26 protein-coding genes, 1 tRNA gene and 1 pseudogene are annotated in these 25963 nt (G+C 72.4%); 8 read left to right on the top strand and 20 right to left on the bottom strand.

Annotated features, from left to right (window positions below; all coding sequences use genetic code 11):
* Nucleotides 1-4: 4 nt before the first annotated feature.
* The 3 genes and pseudogenes from panB to pcnB form a co-directional block, all read right to left on the bottom strand.
* Nucleotides 5-820, bottom strand: coding sequence for a 3-methyl-2-oxobutanoate hydroxymethyltransferase (gene panB, locus ACYU7H_RS07450; RefSeq protein WP_460813559.1), 816 nt, complete (start codon nucleotides 818-820; stop codon nucleotides 5-7).
* Nucleotides 821-824: 4 nt separating this feature from the next.
* Entirely contained in the window at nucleotides 825-1340 is a 516-nt protein-coding gene (gene folK, locus ACYU7H_RS07445) for a 2-amino-4-hydroxy-6-hydroxymethyldihydropteridine diphosphokinase (protein ID WP_460813558.1), read from the bottom strand.
* Nucleotides 1341-1361: 21 nt separating this feature from the next.
* A pseudogene (gene pcnB, locus ACYU7H_RS07440) lies at nucleotides 1362-2693 on the bottom strand (polynucleotide adenylyltransferase PcnB); the annotation flags it as partial.
* Nucleotides 2694-2917: 224 nt separating this feature from the next.
* Here pcnB and ACYU7H_RS07435 point away from each other — a divergent pair.
* Nucleotides 2918-2993: transfer RNA gene (locus ACYU7H_RS07435), tRNA-Glu, on the top strand.
* 108 nt (nucleotides 2994-3101) lie between these two features.
* Entirely contained in the window at nucleotides 3102-3425 is a 324-nt protein-coding gene (fdxA, locus tag ACYU7H_RS07430) for a ferredoxin FdxA (RefSeq protein WP_460813556.1), read from the top strand.
* 102 nt (nucleotides 3426-3527) lie between these two features.
* Here the strand turns inward: fdxA and ACYU7H_RS07425 are convergent, their stop codons facing one another.
* Both ACYU7H_RS07425 and dapA read right to left on the bottom strand, forming a co-directional pair.
* A complete protein-coding gene (locus ACYU7H_RS07425; protein ID WP_460813555.1) occupies nucleotides 3528-4061 on the bottom strand; it encodes a hypothetical protein in 534 nt (177 codons plus the stop codon).
* Between the two features lie 25 nt (nucleotides 4062-4086).
* The gene (gene dapA / locus ACYU7H_RS07420; RefSeq protein ID WP_460813553.1) at nucleotides 4087-5013 is read right to left on the bottom strand and encodes a 4-hydroxy-tetrahydrodipicolinate synthase; all 927 of its coding nucleotides are present in this window, start codon (nucleotides 5011-5013) and stop codon (nucleotides 4087-4089) included.
* A 133-nt stretch (nucleotides 5014-5146) separates the two neighbouring features.
* Between dapA and ACYU7H_RS07415 the strand changes: the two genes are divergently transcribed.
* The 5 genes from ACYU7H_RS07415 (at nucleotide 5147) to ACYU7H_RS07395 (ending at nucleotide 9609) form a co-directional block, all read left to right on the top strand.
* Nucleotides 5147-5767 (top strand): glycine cleavage system transcriptional repressor, encoded by a 621-nt coding sequence (locus tag ACYU7H_RS07415; RefSeq protein WP_460813552.1) that lies wholly within the window; start codon nucleotides 5147-5149, stop codon nucleotides 5765-5767.
* A 31-nt stretch (nucleotides 5768-5798) separates the two neighbouring features.
* Nucleotides 5799-6281: a peroxiredoxin gene (locus ACYU7H_RS07410; protein ID WP_460813551.1), complete on the top strand. Its 483-nt coding sequence runs from the start codon at nucleotides 5799-5801 to the stop codon at nucleotides 6279-6281.
* A gap of 79 nt (nucleotides 6282-6360) precedes the next feature.
* Complete coding sequence (locus ACYU7H_RS07405) at nucleotides 6361-7764, top strand: PhoH family protein (protein WP_460813549.1); 1404 nt, start codon at nucleotides 6361-6363, stop codon at nucleotides 7762-7764.
* A gap of 175 nt (nucleotides 7765-7939) precedes the next feature.
* Nucleotides 7940-8752, top strand: a complete 813-nt coding sequence (thiD, locus tag ACYU7H_RS07400; RefSeq protein ID WP_460813548.1) for a bifunctional hydroxymethylpyrimidine kinase/phosphomethylpyrimidine kinase — start codon at nucleotides 7940-7942, stop codon at nucleotides 8750-8752.
* Complete coding sequence (locus ACYU7H_RS07395) at nucleotides 8752-9609, top strand: alpha/beta hydrolase family protein (protein ID WP_460813547.1); 858 nt, start codon at nucleotides 8752-8754, stop codon at nucleotides 9607-9609. Before thiD ends, ACYU7H_RS07395 begins: the two co-directional genes overlap by 1 nt.
* Here ACYU7H_RS07395 and ACYU7H_RS07390 read toward each other — a convergent pair.
* The 8 genes from ACYU7H_RS07390 to ACYU7H_RS07355 form a co-directional block, all read right to left on the bottom strand.
* The gene (locus tag ACYU7H_RS07390; protein WP_460813545.1) at nucleotides 9606-10970 is read right to left on the bottom strand and encodes a lytic murein transglycosylase; all 1365 of its coding nucleotides are present in this window, start codon (nucleotides 10968-10970) and stop codon (nucleotides 9606-9608) included. The genes ACYU7H_RS07395 and ACYU7H_RS07390 overlap by 4 nt on opposite strands.
* 107 nt (nucleotides 10971-11077) lie before the next feature.
* Complete coding sequence (locus ACYU7H_RS07385) at nucleotides 11078-11284, bottom strand: cold-shock protein (RefSeq protein WP_460813544.1); 207 nt, start codon at nucleotides 11282-11284, stop codon at nucleotides 11078-11080.
* Nucleotides 11285-11398: 114 nt separating this feature from the next.
* Nucleotides 11399-12163 carry an S-methyl-5'-thioinosine phosphorylase gene (locus ACYU7H_RS07380; RefSeq protein ID WP_460813543.1) on the bottom strand — a complete coding sequence of 255 codons (765 nt, stop codon included), beginning with the start codon at nucleotides 12161-12163 and terminating at the stop codon, nucleotides 11399-11401.
* 14 nt (nucleotides 12164-12177) lie between these two features.
* Nucleotides 12178-12738 (bottom strand): hypoxanthine-guanine phosphoribosyltransferase, encoded by a 561-nt coding sequence (locus ACYU7H_RS07375; RefSeq protein WP_460813542.1) that lies wholly within the window; start codon nucleotides 12736-12738, stop codon nucleotides 12178-12180.
* A complete protein-coding gene (gene nagZ, locus ACYU7H_RS07370) occupies nucleotides 12735-13739 on the bottom strand; it encodes a beta-N-acetylhexosaminidase (protein ID WP_460813540.1) in 1005 nt (334 codons plus the stop codon). Before nagZ ends, ACYU7H_RS07375 begins: the two co-directional genes overlap by 4 nt.
* Before the next feature lie 110 nt (nucleotides 13740-13849).
* Nucleotides 13850-15247: a 23S rRNA (uracil(1939)-C(5))-methyltransferase RlmD gene (gene rlmD / locus ACYU7H_RS07365; RefSeq protein WP_460813539.1), complete on the bottom strand. Its 1398-nt coding sequence runs from the start codon at nucleotides 15245-15247 to the stop codon at nucleotides 13850-13852.
* Nucleotides 15248-15316: 69 nt separating this feature from the next.
* The gene (locus tag ACYU7H_RS07360) at nucleotides 15317-15916 is read right to left on the bottom strand and encodes a YdbL family probable chaperone protein (RefSeq protein ID WP_460813538.1); all 600 of its coding nucleotides are present in this window, start codon (nucleotides 15914-15916) and stop codon (nucleotides 15317-15319) included.
* 51 nt (nucleotides 15917-15967) lie between these two features.
* The gene (locus ACYU7H_RS07355) at nucleotides 15968-18013 is read right to left on the bottom strand and encodes a translocation/assembly module TamB domain-containing protein (protein ID WP_460813536.1); all 2046 of its coding nucleotides are present in this window, start codon (nucleotides 18011-18013) and stop codon (nucleotides 15968-15970) included.
* On the opposite strand from ACYU7H_RS07355, the gene ACYU7H_RS07350 reads away from it, so the two are divergent.
* Nucleotides 18012-18758: a response regulator gene (locus ACYU7H_RS07350; RefSeq protein WP_460813535.1), complete on the top strand. Its 747-nt coding sequence runs from the start codon at nucleotides 18012-18014 to the stop codon at nucleotides 18756-18758. The two genes, ACYU7H_RS07355 and ACYU7H_RS07350, sit on opposite strands and share 2 nt — an antisense overlap.
* Here ACYU7H_RS07350 and recO read toward each other — a convergent pair.
* From recO to ACYU7H_RS07315, 7 genes are all read right to left on the bottom strand, one after another.
* Complete coding sequence (gene recO, locus ACYU7H_RS07345) at nucleotides 18729-19466, bottom strand: DNA repair protein RecO (protein WP_460813534.1); 738 nt, start codon at nucleotides 19464-19466, stop codon at nucleotides 18729-18731. The genes ACYU7H_RS07350 and recO overlap by 30 nt on opposite strands.
* Before the next feature lie 9 nt (nucleotides 19467-19475).
* Nucleotides 19476-20399 (bottom strand): GTPase Era, encoded by a 924-nt coding sequence (gene era, locus ACYU7H_RS07340; protein WP_460813532.1) that lies wholly within the window; start codon nucleotides 20397-20399, stop codon nucleotides 19476-19478.
* Nucleotides 20400-20435: 36 nt separating this feature from the next.
* Nucleotides 20436-21107, bottom strand: coding sequence for a ribonuclease III (rnc, locus tag ACYU7H_RS07335; RefSeq protein ID WP_460813531.1), 672 nt, complete (start codon nucleotides 21105-21107; stop codon nucleotides 20436-20438).
* Nucleotides 21100-21480 (bottom strand): DUF4845 domain-containing protein, encoded by a 381-nt coding sequence (locus tag ACYU7H_RS07330; protein ID WP_460813530.1) that lies wholly within the window; start codon nucleotides 21478-21480, stop codon nucleotides 21100-21102. Before ACYU7H_RS07330 ends, rnc begins: the two co-directional genes overlap by 8 nt.
* Before the next feature lie 54 nt (nucleotides 21481-21534).
* Nucleotides 21535-22326 (bottom strand): signal peptidase I, encoded by a 792-nt coding sequence (gene lepB, locus ACYU7H_RS07325; RefSeq protein WP_460813529.1) that lies wholly within the window; start codon nucleotides 22324-22326, stop codon nucleotides 21535-21537.
* A 43-nt stretch (nucleotides 22327-22369) separates the two neighbouring features.
* A complete protein-coding gene (gene lepA, locus ACYU7H_RS07320) occupies nucleotides 22370-24163 on the bottom strand; it encodes a translation elongation factor 4 (protein ID WP_460813527.1) in 1794 nt (597 codons plus the stop codon).
* 212 nt (nucleotides 24164-24375) lie between these two features.
* Nucleotides 24376-25872, bottom strand: coding sequence for a DegQ family serine endoprotease (locus ACYU7H_RS07315; RefSeq protein ID WP_460813526.1), 1497 nt, complete (start codon nucleotides 25870-25872; stop codon nucleotides 24376-24378).
* Nucleotides 25873-25963: the final 91 nt, after the last annotated feature.

Genomic DNA, 25963 nt, shown 5'->3' with positions numbered 1-25963 from the left:
CGGCTCATTCGTAGGCGTGGCCGGCGTCCGGGAAGGTGCCGCCATGCACCGCCTCCACGAAGGCGCGCACCGCGTCCGCGACCGAACCGCCGCCGGCAAGGAAGTCCTTCACGAACTTCGGCCGCCGGTGCCCGCTGTCCAGGCCCAGCATGTCGTGCAGGACCAGCACCTGGCCGTCGCAGTGCGGGCCGGCGCCGATGCCGATCGTCGGGATGCCGATCGCGTCCGTGATGCGCCGCGCGAGCGCGCTCGGCACGCACTCCAGAACGAGCATCCCGGCACCCGCCGCTTCCACCGCGTGCGCGTCCTCGACCAGCCGGTCGGCCGCCGCCGCCTCGCGCCCCTGTACCCGGAAGCCGCCCAGTTGCAGGATCGACTGGGGCGTCAGGCCCAGGTGCGCGCAGACGGGGATCTGCCGGTCGACCAGGTGGCGGATCACCTCGAGCTTGTGGCCCGCGCCCTCGAGCTTGACCATCGCCGCGCCGGCCTGCAGGAAGCGGGTCGCCGCGTCCAGCGCCCGCGACGGATCCGCGTCGGACTGGAACGGCATGTCGGCCACCAGCAGCGGGCGCGACATGCCGCGCGCGACGCAGGCGGTGTGGTACGCGATGTCGTCCACCGCCACCGGCAGCGTGCTGTCGCGCCCCTGCACGACCATGCCCAGCGAGTCGCCCACCAGCACGAGGTCGACGCCGCCCTGCTCCAGCACGCGCGCGAAGGTCGCGTCGTAACAGGTGAGCATCGCCAGGCGCCGGCCCGCCTGCTTCGCCTCGGCGAGCATCGGGACGGTCCAGGGCTTGTCGGCGGCGTGCGTGGACATGTCGCTAGCTTAGGGCCTCGATGCCGTCTCGGGCCATGCCGGCCAGCGCCTCGCGCGCCGGGCCGACCCCGGGGATGGTCGCGTCCGGCCAGGCCTCGACCAGGGGCACCAGCGCGAAGGCGCGCGCGTGGAGGTGCGGATGGGGCACGTCGAGGCCGGGCGCGTGGACGACGCTGTCGCCATGCAGCAGCAGGTCGAGGTCGAGCACGCGGGGACCCCAGCGCCCGGCCTCGGTGGCGCGATCGCGGCCGAAGGCACGCTCGATCGCCAGCAGCCCGTCCAGCAGGTCGCGCGGCGGGAGAACGGTCCGTAGCACCGCCACCGCGTTGATGAAGTCCGGCTGCGCCTCCAGCCCCCAGGCCGGCGTGCGGTACAGGCGCGAGGTCGCGACCACCCGCGAGCCGGGCAGGCGATCCAGCGCATCGAAGGCCGCGCGCACCGTGGCTACGGCGTCGCCGAGGTTCGCGCCCAGGCCGATGGCCGCGCGCACGCCGGGCGCCGGGATGTCGCGCGGTGCCATGTCGCGCGGACCTGCCGGTGCCTAGTCGGCCGAGGGCGCGGGCTTGCGGCGGCGCCGGCGCGGCTTGCGCCGCCGACGCGGCCCGTCCCCGTCCAGCGCGGGCGGCTCGTCCTCGTCGCCCTGGTCCAACGGCTCCGCGCCGGGCGTGTCCGCGAGGTCCGGGTGGGCCTCGCCGGACTGCACCTCGCGCCAGAAGGCGATGTCGTCCCGGTGCGCTTCGGACGCGGCCAGGCGCAGCACGAGGAAATCGAACGCCGCGCGGAACCGCGGGTGCGCGAGCAGCCGGTGCACGCGCTTGCGCTGGCGCAGTGAGAAGCGCGGCTGCAGCAGCCAGATCTCCTGCATCGGCACCGAGAAGCGGCGCGGCAGCGCGACGGTCGAAAGCTGGTGCACCGTCACCCGGTCCGCGGCGCGCCGCTGTGCCTCGACCGCGTGCATGCCCTCGTTCTGCAGGCGGATCAGCGCACGGCAGTAGGCGGGCCACAACAGCAGCGCGAACAGGAAGGCCGGCGAGACGGGCTCGTCGTTCGCCACCCGCGCGTCGGTGCCGCGAAGCCCCTCGAGCACCATCCGGCGAAGCGCACCGCTGCGGTTCGCGTCCAGCGCGGCCGCGGTCTCCGGGAACAGCGCGGCCAGCAGTCCGTGCCGCTCCAGTCCCTCGAAGCTGGCGACGGCGTGGCCGGACAGGAAGAGCTTCAGGCATTCCTCGAACAGCCGCGCCGGCGCCGCCTCGGCAAGCAGCGGCGCGAGCCGCGGGAGCGGCTCCGCCGTGCCCGGCTCGATGGTGAAGCCGAGCTTGGCGGCCAGCCGGACCGCGCGCAGCATGCGCACCGGATCCTCGCGGTAGCGCGAATCGGGATCGCCGATCAGGCGCATCACCCGCGCCTGCACGTCCGCGAAGCCGCCGACGAAGTCGCGGATCGAGAAATCCTCGATCGCGTAGTACAGCGCGTTCGCGGTGAAGTCGCGGCGGACCGCGTCCTCCTCGATCGTGCCGTACACGTTGTCGCGCAGCAGGCGCCCGCCGTCGTGGACCTCGCGCTCGCCGCTGCCGTCGTCGGCGTTGCTGCGGAAGGTCGCGACCTCGATGATCTCGCGGCCGAACACCACGTGCGCCAGGCGGAAGCGCCGGCCGATCAACCGGCAGTTGCGGAACAGCGCCTTGACCTGCTCCGGCGTGGCGCTGGTGGCGACGTCGAAGTCCTTTGGATGGCCGCCGACGAGGATGTCGCGCACCGCGCCGCCGACCAGGTACGCGCCGTAGCCGGCTTCCCTCAGCCGGTACAGCACGCGCAGCGCGCTCGGGCTGATGTCCTTCCTGGAAACGGGGTGCGCGTCGCGCGCGATGGTCTGCCCGGCGTGGCCGGGGGACGGGCCCGCGTCGTCGGGCGATGGCGTCGGCGTCTGGGATTCGATGGGCATCGGGCGGCCGGGCCGCGGTCGTGATCGGATGGGAGATGGATCGCGACAGGAATCGTTGCCTGCCGCGGGGCAGCCGCCTATACTAGCAGTCTTGCGCGGCCGCCTTGGCGTCCCACGCAGGCCGGACGTCCATCCGGCGGCCCACGGGCCACCCCGCTCCCTTCGTCTAGAGGCCTAGGACGTGGCCCTCTCAAGGCTAAAACAGGGGTTCGAATCCCCTAGGGAGCGCCATCTCCAGGAAGCCCGCGCAGCGATGCGCGGGCTTTCTTCTTTCCGGCAGGCGGGACGGGCGGGGGCCGCGCGCTACAATCCGCCGACTGCCGCGCGAGCCGACCGGACATGCCCTTCGTCGTCACCGAGAACTGCATCAAGTGCAAGTACACCGACTGCGTCGAGGTGTGCCCGGTCGACTGCTTCCACGAGGGCCCGAACTTCCTGGTGATCGATCCGGACGAGTGCATCGACTGCACGCTGTGCGAGCCCGAGTGCCCGATCAACGCGATCTACCCCGAGGAGGACGTGCCCGCCGGCCAGGAAGCGTTCGTGCAGCTCAATGCCGAACTCTCGCGCGCGTGGCCGGTCATCACGACGCGCAAGGACCCGCTGCCCGACGCCAAGGAATGGGAAGGCAAGCCGGGGAAGCTCCCGCTGCTGGAGCGCTGATCGCGCATCGCCGGCCGACCGTGCCGGACGCGAATGGAAACGGGCGCCGCTGGGCGCCCGTTCCGTTTTTCGGACCCGCTCGCCCCTGCCGGGGCGTGGTGGTTACTGCGCCAGCGCCGCCTGCAACGCCGCCATCAGGGCGGCCGCGGCATCGCCCGTGGCCGGGACGCCGCGCGGATCGACCGCAGCGACGCGGCTGGCATCGCCCTCGGCCGTGACGCGCACGAGGAAGTTGCTGCCGGCGTAGTTCACGTCGTAGCTGCCGAGCAGCTGCGCGCGGCTCGCGATGGTCACGCCCTCCATCGACTCGAGCGCCGTGCCCACCCGCGCGAACACGTCGTCGCGCGCGCCCGGCACCGCGAACCCGGATTGCGCCGCGGGCGCCTGGCGCCCCACGTCCGAGCGCATCACCGACGTGGTGCCGGCATCGGCGGCCGCGGTGGCGGCCGAGGTGTCCGGCAGGTCCAGGTCCGGCGGGACCTCGAGTGGCCTGCTCTCCTCGCTCATGCGGTACATCGAGGCGTCCTTGCGGAACCAGCTGCAGGATGCCGTCGCGAGCACGGCCGCGCCGACGACGATCGCGAGCAGGCCGCGGACGGCCGGGGCGTGGCGCGGGGAAGTACGGGAAGGACGCATGGAGGATCTCCGTGGGTGGTGGGGCTCAGGCGTCGGCCCGGGCGGGGAAGCGTGCCTCGATCTCGGCGACGTCAGCCGCGAAGCGGTCCGCGTCGGCGTGGTGCGCGGCCGACAGGGGCAGCAACGGCAGGCGCAGGCCTTGGCCGATGCCCTGGCGCTGCAGGATGGCCTTGACCGGAACGGGATTGGGCTCGACGCCCATGAAGGCGACGACATCGCGCATCGAGGCATCCAGCGCGCCGGCCTCGTCCGACGCGCCGCGGCGCGCGAGGTCGCACAACCGGCGGAACGCGCGCGGCAGGATGTTCGAGGCGACGGACACCACGCCGTCCGCACCGGCGAGCATCGCGCGGCAGGCGGTCGGGTCGTCGCCGCTGAGCACGGTGAAGCCGTCGCCGCGCAGCGCGAGCAGCGCCTGCATGCGCGCCGGATCGTCGACCGCCTCCTTCACCGCGACGATGCGCTCGTGGCGCGCGAGCGTGGCGACGGTCTCGGGCGACATGTCGCAGCCGGTCCGGCCGGGCACGTTGTAGAGGACCACGGGAAGCGCCCCGTCGTCGGCGACGGCGGTGTAGTGGGCGACCAGGCCGGCCTGCGTCGGGCGCACGTACGGTGGCGTGACCACCAGCGCGGCGTCGGCCCCGAGCGCGGCCGCGCGTCGCGTGCGCTCGATCGTCTTCGCGGTGTTCGACAGGCCCGTCCCCGCCAGCACCGGCACGCGCCCGGCGGCGCGTTCCACCGCGCGGCGGAGGACCAGGTCGAACTCGATGTCGAACAGCGCGGCCGCCTCGCCCGTGGAACCGGCGACGACCAGCGCCTGCGTGCCCGCGTCGAGTTGCGCGTCGAGCAGGCGCATCCACGCGCCTTCGTCGAGGCGGCCTTCGCGGTCGAACGGAGTGGCCAGGGCGGTGATGCTCCCCGCCAGCCTCGGGGTCTGCCTGGGCTCGGGCACGGGTGCCTCGTCGTGGGGTCGGGAGCCTCGGGATGGTACGGGAGCGCGCCATGCGCCACCAGCCCGCGGGATCCACCCCGACGCATGCGTGCAGCCGCCCCGGCTTGCTTGCGGCGCGCGCGCGCCGGCCAGTATGCTGGCTGCGCCCCGGCGCCGCCGCGGGTTCCCGCCTGCAGTCCCGCGAAACCACGCCTTGACCGACACCGCGCCCCGGCAACCGCCGACCGAGAACTACCTGCTGATCAACGCCTACACGACGCATCCGCAGTCGCCGCTGCTGTCGGTGAGCCGCCGGATCGCCGACAGCGGGTGCAACCTGGTCGACACCCGGCTGGCCACGGTGGGGCGCGACGTCTCGGTGTCGGCGCTGGCGACCGGGTCGTGGGACGCGGTCGCCAAGCTGGAGGCGATGCTCTCGCGCCTGGAGCGCGAGGAGGGCCTGAAGCTCAACTGGTACCGCACCGGCCCCAAGCCGGTGCAGTCGAACCTGCTGCCCTACATCGTGGAAGTGGTCGCGGCCGACAAGCCGGGGATCCTCTTCCAGCTGGCCGACTTCTTCGACCGCCAGGGCATCACGATCGAGAGCCTGCACTGCTCGCGCTACCGCGCGATGCAGACCGGCGCGGACATGTTCTCCGCGCAGGTGACCGTCGGCATCCCGTCCGACATGCACATCGCCGCGCTGCGCGACGATTTCCTCGAGTTCTGCGACCACCTGAACCTCGACGCGATCATGGATCCGATGAAGTTCTGAGGCGCCCGCCCACGGAGACCCGCCGACCCCGATGCCCACGCCCGGAAAGCCGCTGCCCAAGACGACGCTCAAGCTTCCGCTCGCCCTGTCGGGCGGTGAAACGGCCAGGCTTTCCGATTACACGGGCAAGTGGCTGGTGCTGTACTTCTACCCGAAGGACAACACCCCCGGCTGCACCACCGAGGGCAACGACTTCAACGCGTTGCTGCCGAAGTTCCGGAAGCTCGGCGCCGAAGTGCTCGGCGTGTCGCGGGATTCGCTGAAGACCCACCAGAACTTCTGCGCGAAGCAGGGGTTCAAGTTCGAACTCGTGAGCGACCAGGACGAGGCGCTGTGCCGCGCGTTCGACGTGATCAAGCCGAAGAAGCTCTATGGCCGCGAGTACGTGGGCATCGAGCGCAGCACGTTCCTGCTCGACCCGGAGGGCCGCCTCCGCCAGGAATGGCGTGGCGTGAAGGTCCCCGGACACGCCCAGGCCGTCCTCGACGCGCTGAAGGCCGCGCAGGCCCAGTGACCACCCCGACGAACCACCCTCTCCACCGCCCTGCCCCGCAGGCCGCGGTGGCCCGCCGCTGTCCGACCGGAAGCCAAGCATGACGCGAAGCAAGCGCATCTACGTCCTCGACACCAACGTGCTCATGCACGACCCGACGGCGTTGTTCAAGTTCGAGGAGCACGACGTCTTCCTGCCGATGCAGGTGATCGAGGAACTCGACAACGGCAAGAAGGGCACGTCGGAAGCCGCCCGCAACGCGCGGCAGGTGAGCCGCTTCATCAACGAACTGGTCGAGGCGCAGGGGCCGCAGCGGATCGCGTCCGGCCTGCGGCTGGCGCGGCCCCAGGGGCTGCAGATGCGGGGACCGGAGAGCGCGGGCGTCCTGCGCTTCCAGACCGGCGACTTCGACGCGGGCAAGCGGTTCGGCGCGGTGGTGCCGGACAACGCGATCCTGGGCGCGATCCTGGCGTTGAAGGAAGCCGATCCGGGCGCGCCGGTCGTGTTCGTCTCCAAGGACATCAACCTGCGGATCAAGGCGTCGATCGCGGGCATCGATTCGGAGGACTACGAGAACGACCGGGCGCTGGACGACTTCAGCCTGCTCTACACCGGCGCCACGGCCCTGCCGGAGGACTTCTGGCAGCGCTACGGCAAGGGCCTCAAGTCGTGGACGGAGAAGGGCCGCACCTTCTATTCCATCCAGGCCGACGCCGGTCCGGACGACGACTGGTATCCGAACCAGTTCCTCTACCTGCCGGGCGACGAGGAGTCCGAGCTCCGGGTCGCGCGGGTCGACGGGGACACGGTCACGCTGCAGATCATCGACGACTACCGGACCAGCCAGCACGCGGTCTGGGGCATCACGGCGCGCAACCGGGAGCAGAACTTCGCGCTCAACGCGCTGATGGACCCGGAGGTGGACTTCGTCACGCTGCTCGGCACCGCGGGCACGGGCAAGACGCTGCTGGCGCTGGCCGCGGGGCTGGCGCAGACGATGGACCAGCAGCGCTACCGGGAGATCATCATGACGCGCGCGACGGTGAGCGTCGGCGAGGACATCGGCTTCCTGCCCGGCACGGAGGAGGAGAAGATGACGCCGTGGATGGGCGCGCTCACCGACAACCTGGAGGTGCTGACGCACAACCAGGAGGGCGGGAGCTGGGGCCGGGCGGCAACCAACGACCTGCTGGCGAGCCGGATCAAGATCCGGTCGATGAACTTCATGCGCGGTCGCACGTTCCTCAACCGGTACCTGATCCTGGACGAGGCGCAGAACCTGTCGCCGAAGCAGATGAAGACGCTGGTCACGCGTGCGGGTCCGGGGACGAAGATCGTGTGCCTGGGCAACGTGGAGCAGATCGACACGCCCTACCTGACCGAGACGACCTCGGGCCTGACGTACGCAGTGGACCGGTTCAAGTCGTGGTCGCACAGTGCGCACGTGACGTTGCGGCGGGGCGAGCGGTCGCGGTTGGCGGATTACGCGTCGGAAGTGCTCTGACGGCTCGCTGGGCCGGCAGCACGCGTCAGACAGTTCGCTTGCGCGGGCGAGATGGGCGGGTACCGCATCACGGGACACGCCGTGAATACGTCCATGTAGGCTCGTTGGCGGCATCCTTGCCGCCAACGGTCCCGCGATGCGGTACCCACCCACCCCCTCCAGATGCGCGAGTTCCATGACTGACGACCACCGCCCCCTTTGCGCGCTCACCATCGCCGGGTCCGACTCGGGCGGTGGCGCGGGGATCCAGGCGGACCTGAAGGCGTTCGCGGCGCACGGGGTGCACGGGTTGTCGGCGATCGCGGCGCTGACGGCGCAGCACACGCGCGGGGTCACGGCGGTGCACGTGCCGCCGGTCGAGTTCCTGCGGGCGCAGGTGGATGCGTGCTTCGCGGACTTCCGGGTCGGCGCGGTGAAGCTCGGGATGCTGGCGACGGCGGAGGTGATCGGGGCGGTGGCGGATGCGCTCGAGGCGCATCGGCCGGCGCACGTGGTCCTGGATCCGGTGATGGTGGCGACGTCGGGGGCGAAGTTGCTCGCGGACGATGCGTTGCATGCGTTGCGGTCGCGGTTGCTGCCGCTGGCGACCGTGGCGACGCCGAACGTTCCAGAGGCGGAACTGTTGCTGGGGCGTGCGATCCCGGGCGGTGCCGGGGCCGAGGCCGCGCTGCGTGGGCTGCATGGGCTCGGGGCGGCGGCGGTGCTGCTCAAGGGCGGGCACCTGGACGAGGGGGCGGAGGTCGTCGACCGGTTCGTCGATCGGGACGGGGTGGTGGCCTTCCGCCATCCACGGATGGCGGTCGAGGGGCACGGGACGGGGTGCACGCTGGCGGCGGCGATCGCGGCGAACCTGTGCCTCGGGCGGTCGACGCGGGATGCGGTGGAGGCGGCGACCGGCTTCGTGGCCGAGGCACTGCGGCTCGGGCGGCGGCCGGGGCTCGGGCCGGTCGTGGTGCTGGACGCATTCGGGGCGGCAGGGCGGCGTTGATGCGCGTGGTGGAGCGCGTGCTGGATGTCGCGGGTGGCGACGGGCACCGGTGGCAGGTCGTGGGCCGGGTGCCCGAGTCCGTGGAAGCGTCGCTGTTGTGGTTGCCGGCGCTGGGCGTGGCGGCGCGGCACTACCTGCCGTTCGCGGACGCATTGGCCTCGCATGGGGTGGCGGTCTTCGTGCACGAGTGGCGCGGGCACGGGACGAGCAGCCTGCGCGCCGGACGGACATGCGACTGGGGCTATCGCACGCTGCTGCTGCAGGACCTGCCCGCGAGCGAGGCCGCGTTGCACGACGCGGTGCCCGGGGTGCGCCGCGGGCTCGGCGGGCACAGCCTTGGCGGGCAACTGGCCTGTTGCCGCCTGGGCCTCGCGCCCGGCGCGGCGGACGCGTTGTGGCTCGTGGCCAGCGGAGCGCCGTACTTCCGCGCGTTCCCGAGGCGCAATCGCTGGTGGCTGCCACCCGTCTACCGGTTCCTGCCCTGGCTCGCCGATCGCACGGGTGCCCTGCCCGGCCGGCGGATCGGGTTCGGCGGGCAGGAGGCGCGCGGGGTGATGCGGGACTGGGCGCGCACCGGGCTCGGCGGCCGGTACGCGGTGGACGGCATCGCGCACGACATCGAGGCCGGGATGCGCGATGTGTCGGTCGACGTGCGCGCGGTCCTGTTCGAAGGCGACTGGCTGGCCCCGCGCGGGTCGCTCGATTTCCTGCTGGGCAAGTTGCCGCGCAGTCCGCGCGAGGTGCGCGTGTTCGACCACCGCGAGCTTGGCGCGGCGGCCGACCACTTCGCGTGGATGCGCAACCCGGCGGCCGTCGCAGACTGGCTTGTCGCCGGCGACGACGGCAGGCGCGGCTAGCGGGCGGCGCGCAGCGCTTCGAGGATGCGCAGCCCGCCGCGGCCGTCCGCGGGATCGTGGCCCAGGCGTGCCTGTTCGATCCGGATCGCGGCCCGGCTGCTGCTGCCGATGATGCCGTCGACCTCGCCGATGTCGTGGCCGCGTGCGACCAGCAGCGTCTGCAGTTCGCGCCGTTGCGCGCGCGACAGGCCCGGGTCGTCCGTCGGCCACGCCTGCACGAACGGGCCGCCGCCGCGCAGGCGGTCGGACAGGTGTGCGATCGCCAGCGCGTAGCTTTCAGCGGCGTTGTAGCTGTAGATCGCGTCGAAATTACGGAACACGAGGAACGCCGGGCCGCCCTGCCCCGCGGGACGCAGGACCGCCGCGCGCGTGTCGCCCGGCATGCCGAACGGCTGGCCGTCGATGCGCGCGACGCCGCGCGCCTGCCAGTCGGACAGCGCCCGGCGGTTCGTGCGCCCGGCGAGCGAGGCATCGAAGCCGTCCGGCAGCCTGACCTCGTAGCCCCACGGCTGGCCCGTTCGCCAGCCGGACTTGTCCAGGTAGTTGGCGGTGGACGCGAGCGCGTCCGGGATGCTGCCGACGAGGTCGCGCCGCCCGTCGCCGTCGAAGTCCACCGCGATGCGCCGGTAGGTCGATGGCATGAACTGCGTGTGGCCGAACGCGCCGGCCCACGAGCCGCGCAGGTCGTCGGCGGCCACGTCGTTGCGCTGCAGGATGGCGAGCGTGGCGAGCAGTTCGCCGCGGAAGAAGTCCTGCCGCCGGCCGAAGCACGACAGCGTGGTCAGCGACTGCAACAGCGGTCGCCGGCCCGACACTTCGCCGTAGTCGCTCTCCACGCCCCACACCGCCACGACGGTGGCGGGATCGACGCCGTAGGTCGCCTCGACCCGGCGCAGGGTATCGGCGTGCGCGGCGAGCATCGCCTTGCCGTCGGCGACGCGCTCCTCGTCGACCAGGCCGGCGAGGTAGTCCCAGATCGGCGTGCTGAATTCCGGCTGCCTGTCCAGAAGCGCGAGCACGCCCATGTCCGGGACGACCGGGCCCACGTGCCGGTCGAACAGCGCCGCGTCGATGCCGTCGGCCACGGCGGCGCCACGCAGGCGCTGGCGGCACTGCTCGAACTGTTCGGCCTCGGCCGCGGTGGGGGCCACGGCTTCGGGCGCGGCCGGCGGCGCCGCGGCTGTCGCGGCATCCCCCGCCCCGCTGTCGGCCACCCGTTGCGTGTCGGGCGCCGCGGTCGGCCGTGGCCCGGTCTCGGGCGCCTGCGCGCACGCGGGCAGGGTCACGAGGCCTGCCGCGGCCAGCGTCCACGCCAGGGGACGCGCGGCGCGCCATGCACGCCCGGGTCGATCGATCCGCATCCTGCACTCCCGCGACCACGAGGGCATCGAGGATGCCGCGGCGCGGATGAACGCCGCATGCAAAAAAAAGCCCCGCATGCGCGGGGCTTCGAAAGATCGATCGGCGCTCAGGCGGCGGGCGCGACGCCGGCGGCCTGCGCGCCCTTCGGGCCCTGGACCACCTCGTAGCTGACCCGCTGGCCTTCCTGGAGGCTGCGGAACCCCTGTGCGTTGATCGCGGTGTAGTGCACGAACACGTCCGCGCTGCCGTCTTCCGGCGCGATGAACCCGAAGCCCTTGGCGTCGTTGAACCACTTCACGGTGCCGTACTGCATGACCTTCTGACCTCGTCTGGATACGGATGCCGCGCGCGCCTGGGGCGCGCGCAAGCGCGAGTATGCCGCGCCATTCAGCTTGTGCAAGGGGGTGTCGAGACGCGCGCCCCGCGATCAGGCCGCCGCCACGAGGGCGCGCAACAGGCCCGGAAGGCCGGCGGACGCCGCGCGCACGTTGGCGAGCACGTCGTCGAGGGTGATCACCTCGTCCGGATCCGGGCCCGCCCCCGCCGCCCAGTTGGCCACGATCGCCAGGCACGCGTAGTCCAGGCCGAGCTCCCTGGCCAGCGCCGCCTCGGGCATGCCGGTCATGCCGACCAGGTCGCAGCCGTCGCGGCGCATGCGGGCGATCTCGGCCCGGGTCTCCAGCCGCGGTCCCTGCGTCGCCCCGTAGCAGCCGCCATCGACGACGTCGACGCCCGCACCACGCGCGGCATCGAGGACCGCCCGGCGCAGCGACGGGGTGTACGGCTCGCCGAAGTCGACGTGCAGCACCTCGGTGCCGGGCTCCTCGCACAGCGTCGAGATCCGGCCCCACGTGTAGTCGACGAGCTGGTCCGGGCAGCCCAGCACGCGCGGTGCCCAGGCATCGGTGATGCCGCCGACCGTGTTCAACGCGAGCACGCGCCGCGCGCCGAGGCCGGCCAGTGCCGCGAGGTTCGCCCGGTAGTTGATCCGGTGCGGCGGGATCGCGTGGCCCTCGCCATGGCGGGCGAGGAAGGCCACCCGACGGCCCTCGAGGGTGCCCAGCCGCACCGGGCCCGACGGGACCCCGTAGCGCGTCGGGCCTTCATGCGACGTCGCGCCCTCGAGTTCGGCCAGCGCGTACACGCCGGTGCCGCCGATGACCGCGAGGTCGATGCCACCTGGTTCCGCCATCGGAGCCGCTCCGTTCAGTCGCGCAGGGCGTAGATCCCGGGCAGGTTCCGCCCCTGCTCGTGGAAGTCCATGCCGTAGCCGAAGACGTAGCGGTCGGGCACGTCGAATCCGGCGTAGTCGGCGGCCAGCCCGGGCACGCAGCGGTCATGGCGCTTCACGCACATCGCCGCGATCCGGACATCCGACGCGCCTTCGCCACGGCACCACTCCCGCACACCGAGCAGGGTGTGTCCTTCGTCCACGATGTCGTCCACCAGCAGCACGCGACGCCCCGCCAGCGGCGTGGCCGGCCGGTGGCGCCAGTCGAGCGTGCCGCCCCGTGTCTCACCGCGGTAGCGGGTCGCGTGGAGGTAGTCGAACGCGAGGTCCAGGCCGCGGGCGCCCAGCGCCATCGCCAGCCGCGCGGCGAACGGCAGGCCGCCGTGCATCACGGTCAGGAACACCGGCACGGCGCCGGCATGGTCGCGTGCGATCGGGTCGGCCATCGCGTCGATCGCGGCTTCGACGGCCTCCCGGTCGAGCAGTCGATCGGCGTTCCCGAGCGCATCCTCCAGTCGGGGCGTGGTCGCGCTCATGCGACCTCGCCGCCACCGAGGACGTCGCGCCGTGCGGCGTCGTAGCGCGCGTCGGCCAGCAGGCCGTCCCACGCCATCGGCCCGCGCGCCAGCAGGTTCGCGACCGCCGCGGTCTCGAGGGTGCGCCCCTCGACCGCCGCGAGGGACTCGTCGACCAGTTCCGGATGGCAGACCAGCACGACGTCGCAACCCGCATCAAGATGCGCGTCGATGCGCGACTTGATGCCGCCGGCGGAGAAGGCGGCCGCCATGCCGATGTCGTCGGAGAACACCACGCCACGGAAACCCATCGCGTCGCGCAGGATGTCGCGGATCCAGCGCGGCGAATAGCCGGCCGGTTCCGGCGCCACCTGCGGATAGAGGACGTGCGCCATCATCACCGCGTCGGCACCGGCATCGATGCCGGCTGCGAAGGGCACCAGGTCGTCGGCGCGGATCGCCTCGAGCGGCCGGTCGTCCACCGCGTCGTCGAAATGCGTGTCCTCCAGGACCGACCCGTGCCCGGGGAAGTGCTTGAGCGTGGCCGCCATGCCCGCGGCGTGCATGCCACGGACGTATGCGCGGGTGAACTCGGCGACGACGGCCGGTTCGGCTGAAAAGGCGCGGTCGCCGATCGCGCGGTTGCCCCGGCCGAGGTCGACCACGGGCGCGAAGCTCAGGTCGACGCCGCTCGCGCGCACTTCGCTGGCCATCAGCCAGGCGTGGCGCTCGGCGCGCTCCAGTGCCGAACGCGGATCGTGGGCGTACTCGCGCCCGAACGCCTCCAGCGGCGGAAGGTCGCTGAAACCGTCGCGGAAGCGCTGGACGCGCCCGCCCTCCTGGTCCACGCACACGAGTTGCGGGCGCGGCGCGGCCTCGCGGATCGCCTGCGACAGTTCGGCGACCTGCGCGCGCGAGGCGAAGTTGCGGGTGAACAGGATGACGCCGGCACAGGCGTCGTGCGCGAGCCAGTCGCGCTCCTGCGGGGTCAGTTCGGTGCCGGCGACGCCGATCACGAGCATGGTCCAGGTCCTGCGGTCCGGCGCGGCGCGCCCGGCCGCGCATTGTGCCCCGGACCGCCGGTCCCTGCAGCGGGCCGGGCCGCGCGCGGCGCATCGGCCGCGCGCGCGGTTCAGCGTCGGTCGAACAGCGCGATCGACTCCACGTGCGCCGTGTGCGGGAACATGTCCATCACGCCCGCCGCGGCCAGCGACCAGCCGCGTTCGTGGACGAGGTGGCCGGCGTCGCGCGCCAGCGATCCCGGGTGGCAGCTGACGTAGACGATCCGCTCCACGCCCTCCAACGGCAGCTGCTTCAGCACCTCGATGGCGCCCGAACGCGGCGGGTCGAGCAGCAGCCGGTCGAAGCCGCCCCCGCCCTTGCCCGTCCGCATCCACGGCTCGCCGCGCAGGTCGGTGGCCAAGTCCGCCGCGTGGAAGGCGACGTTGCCCAGCGCATTGCGCGTCGCGTTCTCCCTCGCACGCGCCACCAGGCCCGCGTCGCCCTCGACACCGACCACGTCGCCCGCCACGCGCGCCAATGGGAGGGTGAAGTTGCCCAGCCCGCAGAACAGGTCGAGCACGCGCGACCCCGGCGACGGCGCCAGCAGTTCGAGCGTGCGCTCGATCATCTTCAGGTTCAGGCCCGCGTTGACCTGGATGAAGTCGAGGGGACGGAACCCGAACGTGATGTCCCAAGGCGGCAGCCGGAACGCCAGCGACGGTGCGTCCGGCCACAGCGGGTGCACCGAGTCGAGGCCGCCAGGCTGCAGGAAGATCGCGACCCGCTCCTTCCGCGCGAAGTCCACCAGCGCCGCGCGGTCGCGTTCCGACAACGGCTCGAGGTGCCGGAACGTCAGCGCAATGCCGTCGAAGTCCGGTTGCGGGTCGCCGGCGATGAACTCGATCTGCGGGATCGCGCGGCGCGCGTCCAGCCCGTCGACCAGCGTCGAGAGCGCTTCGATGCGGAACCCGACGCCGGGGATCGCGGTGTGGCATTCGCGCAGGTCCGCGACGAACCGCGGGTCCGCCTCGCGGAAGCCGACCAGGGTGCGGTCCTTCTTCTCCACGCGACGCACCGAGAAGCGGCCCTTGCGCCGGTAGCCCCACGCCGCGTCGACCAGCGGCGGCAGCACGCGCCCCGCGGCCACCTTGCCGATCCGCTCGAGGTTCTCGAGCAGCACGCGTTCCTTCGCGTGGATCTGGCGGTCCTCGGCCAGGTGCTGCAGCGTGCAGCCGCCGCAGGTGCCGAAATGGGGGCAGCGGGGCTGGACGCGGTCCGGGGATGCGCGGAGCACCTCGACGGTGCGCGCCTCGTCGAAGCTGCGCGACCGGGCCGACTGGACCGCTACGACCCGCTCGCCCGGCAGCGCCCCCGCGACGAACACCGTCTTGCCGGGATCCTTGTGCTCGGGCGGGCGGCGCGCCACGCCCCGGCCGTCATGGCTCAGGTCGGCGATGTCGATCTCGAAGGGCGTCTGGTCGATGCGGGCCACGTGGCTGGCGACTCTTCGCTGCGGGCAGCCGCGCATTTTCGCAGAAAGCCCGGAACGGCGACGGCCCGCCGAAGCGGGCCGTCGAAGGCTGCGGGACCAGGCAGGCTATTTCTGTTTCCAGCCGCCGCCCGCGTCCTGGTACCACCAGCCGCTGCGCGCCCGGGCGATCCACTGGGTGGCGAAGACCTCGCGGATCTGCCCTTCCCACTCTGGGTGCCCGTTGGCGACCGCCACCTCGCGGTACACCGCGCGGCGGTCGCGGTTGTCCGCGGCCACCGCCTCGTTCACGGCGACCCGCTGTGCCAGGCCGACCTTGCCGGCGTCACGCACCACCACGAGCCCGTCGCGGGTGAAGCCCAGCGCGCCGGAATCGAAATGCGCGCGCAGCGTCGAATCGAAGCGCGCCGCCATCTTCGACTTGAGCGCCTGGATGCTCGGCGTCTCGATGGTGATGTCGGGTCGCGACTGCGCGTGCGCGGGCGCGATGCCGACCAGCATCAGCGGGTCGATGGCCGGCAGGCGGAAGGCCATGCCGCCGTCGCCCTCGTCGGCCGGGGGCGGCACCTGGCCGTCCTCGCCGATCACGTCGTCGACGAACTGGCGGGCCGCCTCGCGAGCCTCGGCCGCGGGGAAGTAGACGTTGATGGTCACGCACGCGCCCAGCAGCAGCGCGGCGGCGACCGGCATTCCGAACCAGCGTGTCATCTCGAGCCTCCTCGTGGCGGTTGTCCGTCCGTGATGTCGCGCGCGCCGCCGTCAGTCGATGACCGGCCTCACGTCGCCCTTGCCGACCGCGGCGAGCCGCTCCACCAGCACCGGCCAATCGACCAGCCTGTTGTGGCCCACGACGGTCAGGCGGGGCAGCCCGGCGCCCGCGACGATAGTAAAGGTGTCGCCGCCTGAACGCAGGCCGCCCATTTCGCACACCTGGTTGCGCAGCCGGCAGCGGATCCCGATCGCGCTGTAGCCGAAGTCGTCGAAGATCGCGATCAGCCGCCCCTGCAGGCTGGTGGCGAACGACGCGTCGCCGACGCTGGAGATGTTCTGGACGGCGCGCTGGCTGATGCGCTGGCGGACGCCGGGCGTGGGGTCGGTATGCAGGTGCGCATCGAACGCCGTCGCGCGCCAGTCGACCAGGCGCAGGTCGTCGATGCGGCCGTCGAGCCTGCCGCTGATGCTGCCGAAGCCGAACACGCCGGTCAGCGACTGCAGGTCGAGGTCGTCGATCGCCAGGTCCGCGGACAGCGACGGTGCGCTGCCGAACGGGCGTTCCATCGCAAGTTCGGACACCCGCACGCGCCCCCCGAACAGTTCGATGTCGAGGCCGCCGTCGAAGTCGAGCCGGTCGCCGGCGTAGCGCGCGGACGGGATCCGGCCGCTGAGCGTGCCCTGGAAGTCGGGCCAGCCGAGCGCATCGGACAGGCGCCCGATGTCGAGCGCGTCGAGCGCCAGGCCGAACCGCAACGCCAGCGGGGCGCCGCCGCGCGGTGGGCGCAGCTCGAGCGAATCGATCCGCATGGCGCCTTCGAACGCCGGGATCGACGCGGGCGACTGCAGGCCCAGCACGCCGTCGACGCTCCGGAAGGCGAACTCGGACGCGCCGAACGGCAGGCCGTACAGGGCGCCGCCCCCCCATTGCAGGCGGCTGTCGACCGGCGTCGCGCCGCCGGTGAAGCGCAGCGTTCCCTCCAGGTCGGCCAGTGCGACGCGAGGCGCCTCCGCGCCGTCGCGTACGTCGGCGAGGTCGACGCCGTGGAACGCGAGCGTCGCCGACGACAGGACCGTTCCGGACACGACCACCTCGCCGTCCAGCGCACCGGACGCGTCCATCGCGCCGAGCCCGAGGGGTGCCAGCCAGCCGCTCAGGTAGCGGCGCGCCAGGACGCCGGCATCCGGCGAGCGGAAGCGTGCGTGCAGGTCGCGCAGCGTGGCGTCCGGATCGAAGGCGGCGCTGCCCTCGGCGACCAGGCCCTCGTCGTCCCGCCAAGCGAACGCCGGGAGCGTCCATCCCCGGCCGGCATCGCCGACCGCCTGCAGCCGGACGCCTGCGGGTGCATCGAGCGCGACGTACGTGCGACCGGCCAGGAACTCGCCGCCCAGCACGCGGCCGTCGAGCTCGACGTCGGTGCGATCGCCCTGCTTGCGCCAGTCGAGCGCGAACCGCCCCGCCAGGCCCTGCCCCGCGATGGTGGCGTCGGGCGTGTCGAAGGCGAGGTCGCGCACCGCCAGGTCCCCGTCCACGCGCACGGCCTCGCCCGACGCATCGACCTGCAGCCGCGCGTCCAGGCGCCCGTCGCCGATCACCGGGGCCGCCCATGCACGCGTGACGAGTGCCTGCGCCCACGCCGCGGGCACGTCGACCAGGTCGATCGCGGTCAGCGACGGTGCCGCGGTCCGTCGCTGCAACGCGATGCCCGCGCCGCCGCGCGACAGCCGCGCCTGCGTGCGTTCGCGTCCCAGTGCGACGGACAGGCGCATCGGATCGCCCGTCGGCCCGGCGATGTCGCCGTCGCAGGTCCATCCGCCCTCGCCGTCGCGCCGGGCGACGCACTGCCAGGTGACGTCACGGAATGCGTAGCCGAGGCCCTCCGCCTCGAGCCGGGCCGCCTGCAGGCGCAGGCGGCCCTCGCTGGCGCGCGCGGGCCAGTCGAGCCGCACGCGCACGTCCGCCAGCCGCGCCACGGTGGAGTCCACGCGTGCGATCCGCGCCTCGAGCGTGCGCGCGGCCACCGGCCCGGGCGGGCCCGCGAGGGCGCACGCCACCAGCAACGCGGTTAGGATCGGCCGGGCAGGACGCGACATGGGCGGCAGGATAGCGATGGAACGCGAGCACCCGATGAAACCCGGGCTGCTGCTGGTCGAGGACGACCCGACCAGCGCGGCCTTCCTCGCGGCGGCGCTCGAGCCGCTGGGTGTGCCCGTACGGATCGCGGCCAGCGCGGCCGAAGCCCACGACGCGGCGTCACGCGGGACCGACCGCCTCTGGTTGCTCGACGCCCATCTCCCCGACGGTTCCGGCGCGTCGCTGCTGCGCGGGTTGCGCGACGGCCGCCCGGACGTCCCGGCGATCGCGCACACCGCGTCGCCCGACCCGGCGCTGCACATGGAGCTGCGCCGCGCAGGCTTCGCCGACGTCGTGGTGAAGCCCCTCGGCGTCCGCGAATGGCGGGCGGCGGTGTGCAGGCACCTCCCGTCCGCCATCGCCGATCCGTCGCCGCCGTACGAGGCCGACCATCTTGCCCCCTGGTGCGCGCCGGCCTCGGTCGCCGCGCTGGGCGGGGAGCCCACCCGCGTCGCCACGCTGCGCAAGCGTTTCCTCGCCTCGCTTCCGCAGGAGGCCTGCCGGCTCTCGGACGCGTTCCGCGCCGGGGACGCGACGGCACTCGATGCGGAACTGCATCGTCTGGCCGCGAGCTGCGCGTTCGTCGGGGCCACGCACCTGGCGGCGTGCATCGACCGGTTCCGCGTGGCGCGCGACTGCCCGCACGCCTACGACCGCGTCATGCGTGCGATCAGGTCAGTCGTGGACGCGGGCGCCGGGACGTGACAGCGCGTCCAGCAGGTCCCAGGACTTGAGGCCGCGGCCACCGAGGTGGTGCGCGATCACCGGGCGCAGCGCGCGGCGCAGGCCGGCCAGCTCGCCGCCGTCGGGCGGTTCGTCCCGTGCCAGCGCGAGCAGGGCGCTGCCGGTCGCCGCCGATGCCCGGTCCGCGTGGCCGCGGTCGCCCAGCAGCCGGCGGGGGCCATGCTCCGGCTCCAGCCGGTAGCGCGCCGCCGGGTCGATCGCCACGCCGTCGCCGTCGACAGAGAAATCGAAGCCGAAACCGAGCGCGTCGAGCAGGTCGCGCTCGAAGCGGCGCAGCGTCCACGCCAACGGCCCGGCGCCACCGAGACGATCGCGCATCCGACCATAGGCATCGAACAGCTCGGGCTGCGGATCCAGCCTTGGCGCCAGCCGCAGCACGAGTTCGTTGACGTAGAAGGCCGCGAGCATCGCGTCGCCGGCCAGGCGCGGCGCGGCGTCCAGTGCCTCGGCCGCGCGCAGCTGCGCGAGTTCGCCGCGCTGCACGGCATCGATGCGCACGCGCTGCATCGGCTGGAGGGCCGCACGCAACGGTTGCGACTTCGGGCCCCGCACACCGCGCGCGAGCAGCCCGACCCGTCCGTGGGTCGCGGTCAGCGCCTCGACCAGCACGCTGGTCTCGCGCCAGGGCCGCGCATGAAGGACGAATGCCGGCTCCGCCTCCAGGCGCATCGAGCGTGCTCAGTCCTGGTAGCCGAACGCGCGCAGGGCCGCCTCGTCGTCCGACCAGCCCTCGCGCACGCGCACCCAGGTCTCGAGGTGGACCTTCCCGCCGAACAGCCGCTCCATCGACAGGCGCGCCTTGGTCCCGATCTCGCGCAGGCGTTCCCCGCCCTTGCCGATGACGATCGCCTTCTGCCCGTCGCGCTCGACCCAGATGACCGCGCCGATCCGGAGCAGCTGGCCCGACCGCGGCGACGGCTCCTCGACGAAGGATTCGATCTCGACGGTCGTGGCGTACGGCAGCTCCGCGCCGAGCTGGCGCATCAACTGCTCGCGGACGAGTTCGCCGGCGAGGAAGCGCTGGCTCTTGTCGGTGATTTCGTCCTCGCCATGCAGCGGCGGCTGCGCGGGCAGCACGTCGAGGATGCTGCGCACGAGCGGTTCCAGTCCCTTGCGCTTGAGCGCGGACACGGGATGGACGGCGGCGAAATCACGCCCCTCGCTCGCCTTGCCGAGGTACGGCAGCAACGCGCCCTTGTCGGCGATGCGGTCGACCTGGTTGACCACCAGCACGACCGGCACGCCGGCCTCCCGCAGGACGTCATAGGCGAGTCCGTCCTCGTCGTCCCAGCGACCGGCCTCCACCACCAGCAACGCGGCGTCCACGCCCTCGAGCGCCCCGCGCGCGGCGCGGTTCATCATCCGGTGCATCGCGGTCGCCGACCGCTTGCCCTGTTCGCGATGGATGCCCGGGGTGTCGACCAGCAGCAACTGGCCCTCCGGGAACGTGGCGATGCCCAGCAGTCGGTGGCGCGTGGTCTGCGGGCGGTTCGAGACGATGCTGACCTTCGCGCCGACGAGGGCGTTGACGAGGGTCGACTTGCCGACGTTCGGTCGGCCGATGACGGCGACGGTGCCGGCGCGGTGTTCGGGGGTGTGCATCGCCCTATTGTAGGAGCCGCACGCGCGGCCCGCGGGTCACGGCTCGATCTTCGCCAGCACGGCCTCGGCCGCGGCCTGTTCGGCGGCGCGCCGGGATCCGCCCTCCCCGTCCGCCTCGACCGGCGGTGCCTCGAGGCGGCAGCCCGCCCTGAACACGCGTGCGTGGTCCGAGCCCGACTCTTCCAGCAGGACGTAGTCGGGCAAGGGGAGGCCGCGCGCCTGCAGCCACTCCTGGAGTCGGGTCTTCGGGTCCTTGCCCACCCGGTTCGGGGGCGGGAGCGCGGCGATCGCCGGCTCGAACCAGGGCAGCACCACGTCCCGGCAGGCGTCGAACCCGGCATCGAGGTAGATCGCCGCCACCACGGCTTCCAGGGCGTCGGAGAGGATGGAATCGCGCCGGTGCCCGCCCGTCTTGCGCTCGCCCGGCCCGAGTTCCAGCCGGCTGCCCAGGTCCAGGGCGCGCGCGATCGCCGCGAGCGCGGATTCGCGCACCAGTTCGGCGCGGGCGCGCGTCAATGCGCCTTCATCGGCGCTGGGCCAGCGTTCCGAGAGGACTTCGGCGACGACCAGGCCGACGACCGCGTCGCCCAGGAATTCGAGCCGTTCGTTGTGCGGGGCGCCCGCGCTGCGATGGCGCAGCGCGCGTGCCAGCAGCGCGGGGTCCGAGAACCGGTGGCCGATGCCCGCCCCTGCGCCCGGCTCAGTCAACCCCGCCGCCCCGCCTCAGTTCCTGCTCCGCATGGAACCGGCCGACGATGTCGAGGTTGCCGATCAGCGGGCGCCGGACTTCGTAGTCGACCACGACGCGATAGCCGTCGCCGGTGCGCTCGACCTGCACGTCCTGCGGCCTGACGCTCTCGACGTAGCTCACGTACAGGCGGCGGAACAGGAGGTCCTTGATCTTGGGCGGCGGGTTGGTCGCGATCCCCGACTCGTCCGCCATCTGGTCAAGCGCCTGCTTCACCGAGAAGAACTCGGTGTACATCGGGAACACCTTCATGCCGCAGTAGGCGAACACGCCGACCACCGCCAGCACGATGATGAACCCGACCAGGGTCAATCCGCTCTGCTTGCGTTTCATCGCTCCCCTTCCCCTTCGCTGGATGCGTCGCTGGCGCCGCGCGGCGGTCCGCCGCTACGGGATGTTGCTGCCGATCCTGGAGAAGTCGACGCCGCCGGCGCCGCCATCCCAGTGCATCCACACCAGGAAGGCCTTGCCGCGCAGGTTGGACTCCGGCAGGAACCCCCAATATCGGCTGTCCTCGCTATTATCACGATTGTCGCCCATCACGAAATAGTGGCCGGGCGGCACGGTCCATTCACCCTCTCCCTGCGCGAAGAACGGCAAGTCCGGGCGTTCGAGGACGGGATGGGGCCGGCCGGGCATCGCCTCGAGCAGCATCGTGGCCCCGGCCATCTCGGCGCCGGCGCCGCGCCCCACGTACTCGCCGACGCGCTCGTACTCGAGCGGCTCGCCGTTGATCCAGACACGGTCGTCCCGGTACGCGACCTCGTCGCCGGGCAGCCCGACGACCCGCTTGATCCAGTCCTGGTCCGGATGGTGCGGCGGGCGGAAGACCGCGACGTCGCCGCGCTCGGGCGTGCCGATCTCGATGAACCGGCGGTTGGTGACCGGCAGGCGCAGGCCGTAGGCGAACTTGTTGACCAGGATGAAGTCGCCGATCAGCAGCGAGGGCATCATCGAACTGGACGGGATGCGGAAGGGCTCGGCGACGAAGCTCCGCAGCACCAGCACCACCGCCAGCACGGGGAAGAACGCGCGGGAGTAGTCGACGACGACGGGCTCGCGGACCTCGAGCAGGCCCGCGGCGCGTTCGCGGCGCTTCCGGAGGAAGAGCTTGTCGGCCAGGTACACCAGGCCGGTGAAGACGGTCAGGACGACCAGGGTGATCTCGAACCAGCGCATCCGGGCTCCTCGCCTGCGTGCTTTCGACCGCGCCGCGAAGGCGCTACTTGTTGTCCACCTGCAGCACGGCGAGGAAGGCCTCCTGCGGGATCTCCACCCGCCCGACCTGCTTCATCCGCTTCTTGCCTTCCTTCTGCTTCTCCAGCAGCTTCTTCTTGCGCGAGGCGTCGCCACCGTAGCACTTGGCCAGCACGTTCTTGCGGAGCGCCTTGACCGTGCTGCGCGCGATGATCTGCGAGCCGATCGCGGCCTGGATGGCGACGTCGAACATCTGCCGCGGGATCAGCTCGCGCATGCGGTCGGTGAGGTCGCGGCCGCGCCGGTCGGCGTGCTGGCGATGGCAGATGATCGACAGCGCGTCGACCTTCTCGCCGTTGATCAGCGTGTCCACGCGCACGAACGGGCCAGCCTGGAAGCGCAGGAAGTGGTAGTCGAGCGAGGCGTAGCCGCGCGACACGGACTTGAGGCGGTCGAAGAAGTCCAGCACCACCTCGGCCATCGGCAGCTCGTAGGTGATCTGCACCTGGCTGCCCATGTAGGTGATGCCGACCTGCGTGCCGCGCTTCTCCTCGCACAGGGTGATCACGTTGCCGACGTAGTCCGGCGGCGTGAGGATGCTGGCGCGGATGATCGGCTCGCGGACCTCCTCGATCTGGTTCACCGGCGGCAGCTTGGCCGGGTTGTCGAGGGTGACGACGTCGCCGTCGGTGCGCAGCACCTCGTACACCACCGTCGGCGCGGTCGTGACCAGGTTGAGGTCGTACTCGCGCTCCAGGCGCTCCTGCACGATCTCCATGTGCAGCATGCCCAGGAAGCCGCAGCGGAAGCCGAAGCCCATGGCCTCGGAGCTCTCCGGCTCGAAGCGCAGCGCCGCGTCGTTCAGGCGCAGCTTCTCGAGCGCCTCGCGCAGTGCCGGGTAGTCGTCCGCGTCCACCGGGAACAGGCCGGCGAACACGCGCGGCTGCATCTCCTGGAAGCCGGGCAACGGCTTGTCGGCGGGCTCCGAGGCCAGCGTGAGGGTGTCGCCCACGGGTGCGCCGTGCACGTCCTTGATCGAGGCGTTGACCCAACCCACCTCGCCGGCACCGAGCTTCTGCAGCTCCTTGCGCTTGGGGGTGAACACGCCGACGTTGTCGACCTGGTGGCCGCGGCCGGTCGACATCACCAGGAGCTTGTCGCCCGGCTTGATTTCGCCCTGCATCACGCGGACGAGCATCACCACGCCGAGGTAGTTGTCGAACCACGAATCGATGATCAGGGCCTGCAGCCGGTCGGTGTCGCGCGGCTTCGGCGGGGGGATGCGCTGGACGATGGCCTCGAGCACCGCCTCGACGTTGTGCCCGGTCTTGGCGCTGATTGCCACGGCATCGGCGGCGTCGATGCCGATGACGGCCTCGATCTCGCCCTTGACCCGGTCCACGTCGGCCGTGGGCAGGTCGATCTTGTTGAGGACGGGCACCACTTCCAGGCCCTGCTCCACCGCGGTGTAGCAGTTGGCGACCGACTGCGCCTCCACGCCCTGCGCGGCATCGACCACCAGCAGCGCGCCCTCGCACGCGGCGAGCGACCGGCTCACCTCGTAGCTGAAGTCGACGTGGCCCGGCGTGTCGATGAAGTTGAGCTGGTAGGTCGTGCCGTCCCTCGCCGTGTACGGCAGGGACACCGACTGCGACTTGATGGTGATCCCGCGTTCGCGTTCGATCGGGTTGTTGTCCAGGACCTGCGCTTCCATCTCGCGCTCGGTCAGCCCGCCGCACAGGTGGATGATGCGGTCGGCCAGGGTGGACTTGCCGTGGTCGACGTGGGCGATGATCGAGAAGTTGCGGATGTGCTGCATGCGGAAGCGGGGCCGGGGTGGCCGCGGCGTGGCGACGCGGCCTTGCGGCCGCCTGGCCGCGGCCGACGGCGGGTCGAAGCGGAGGGGGGAACGGATCCCGATGAACGCGTGATTATCGCATGCGCCGCCACATGGGCGGCGCGCCCGGGAGGGTCCCGCATGCCGGGTGCGCCCGGTGGACGGGCGGCACGCCCTCGCGCGATCCGCCGGCTTCAGCCGGCGTCATCGTCCCGCGGCGTGACCGCGATGAACTGGGTGGCGCCGCCGCGCTGGACCAGGAGCATTGCCGGGATCCCGGTTTCCAGCCCGGACAGCGCGCGGTCGAGTTCGTCGGCACTCGAGACCGGCGTCTCGGCGACTTCCAGGACGACGTCGCCCGGCCGCAGGCCGGCGCGACGGGCCGCGAGCCCCTCGATCCGCGCGATCGCCACGCCCCTGCCGGGCTCGAGCCCCAGTCGCCGGCGCGCCGCGTCGTCGAGGTCCTCGCCGACGATCCCGAGCCGGTTGCGGTGCGTCGCCGGGGCCGGCGCACGGTCGGGCGCGACCGCCGTCCGCTCGTCGAGTTCGTCCAGTTCCACGCGCACGTCGCGCTCGCGGCCGTCGCGCAGGACCTGCATGGTCACCCGGGTACCGGGCGGCAGCGCGCCGACCATGGGCGGCAGGTCGCTCCAGGTGTCCACGCGCGTGCCGTTGAAGCTGCGGATCACGTCGCCAGGCCGCAGGCCGGCGCGGGCCGCCGGGCCGTCGCGCATCACCTGGTTGACCAGCGCGCCGCGTGCATCGGGCAGGCCCAGTGCCTGGGCCATCTCGCTGTCCATCGGCTGCAGGCTCACGCCGATCTGGCCGCGGCTGACCCGCCCGTCCGTCTTGAGCTGCTCGACGGCGTTCATCGCCACGTCGATCGGGATCGCGAAGCTCACGCCCATGTACCCGCCGGAATTGCTGAAGATCTGCGAGTTGATGCCGACCACCTGGCCGCGGGTATCCAGCAGCGGGCCACCGGAATTGCCCCGGTTGATGGCCACGTCGGTCTGGATGAAGGGCACGTACCGCTGGTTCGCGTAGGGATTGGCACGCCCGACCGCGCTGACGATCCCGGCGGTGACCGAATGGTCGAATCCGAACGGCGACCCGATCGCGACGACCCACTGCCCGGGGCGGATCGCGCCGGACCGGCCGATGCGGAGCGCCGGCAGGCCGCGCGCCTCGACCTTGAGCAGCGCGACGTCGGACTGGGCATCGCTGCCCACGACCTCCGCGGCCAGTTCGCGCCGGTCGGACAGGCGCACCGTCACCTCGTCGGCGCCCTGCACCACGTGGTGGTTGGTCAGCACGTAGCCGTCGGCCGAAATGATGAAGCCCGATCCCATGGACGTGCCCCGCGGGCCACCCGGCCCGCCGGGGCCGTCCGGCGGGCCGGGCATCCGGAAGTCCGGGCCGAAGAACCGCCGGAAGAATTCGGGCATGTCCTCGGGCATGCCGGGCCCCGCCCCCGCGACCTGCTGCCCGCCGGTCGTGGCCTCGATGCTCACCACCCCGTCGCCCACCTCGTCGACCAGGCGCGTGAAGTCGGGAAGGCCCGACACCAGTTGCGGTGGCTGCGCGTCGGGCTGGGCGCGCGACTGCGCGCCGGCGATGCTCCAGGCAATCGTCGCGCTGGCGATGGCGGTCGCCGCGACGAAAGCCACGGCACGGATCGACTTCGGCATGGGCGGACCTCGGCTTGGTAGACGGTCTTGCGGTGTCAATCGGGTTCCAGGGGGGCGTGCCAAGGCGCCCGCCTCGCGGGGTTCCGCGCGG

It is taken from the genome of Luteimonas pelagia, assembly GCF_054776035.1.
This window is presented reverse-complemented; position numbering and strand designations above follow the sequence as displayed.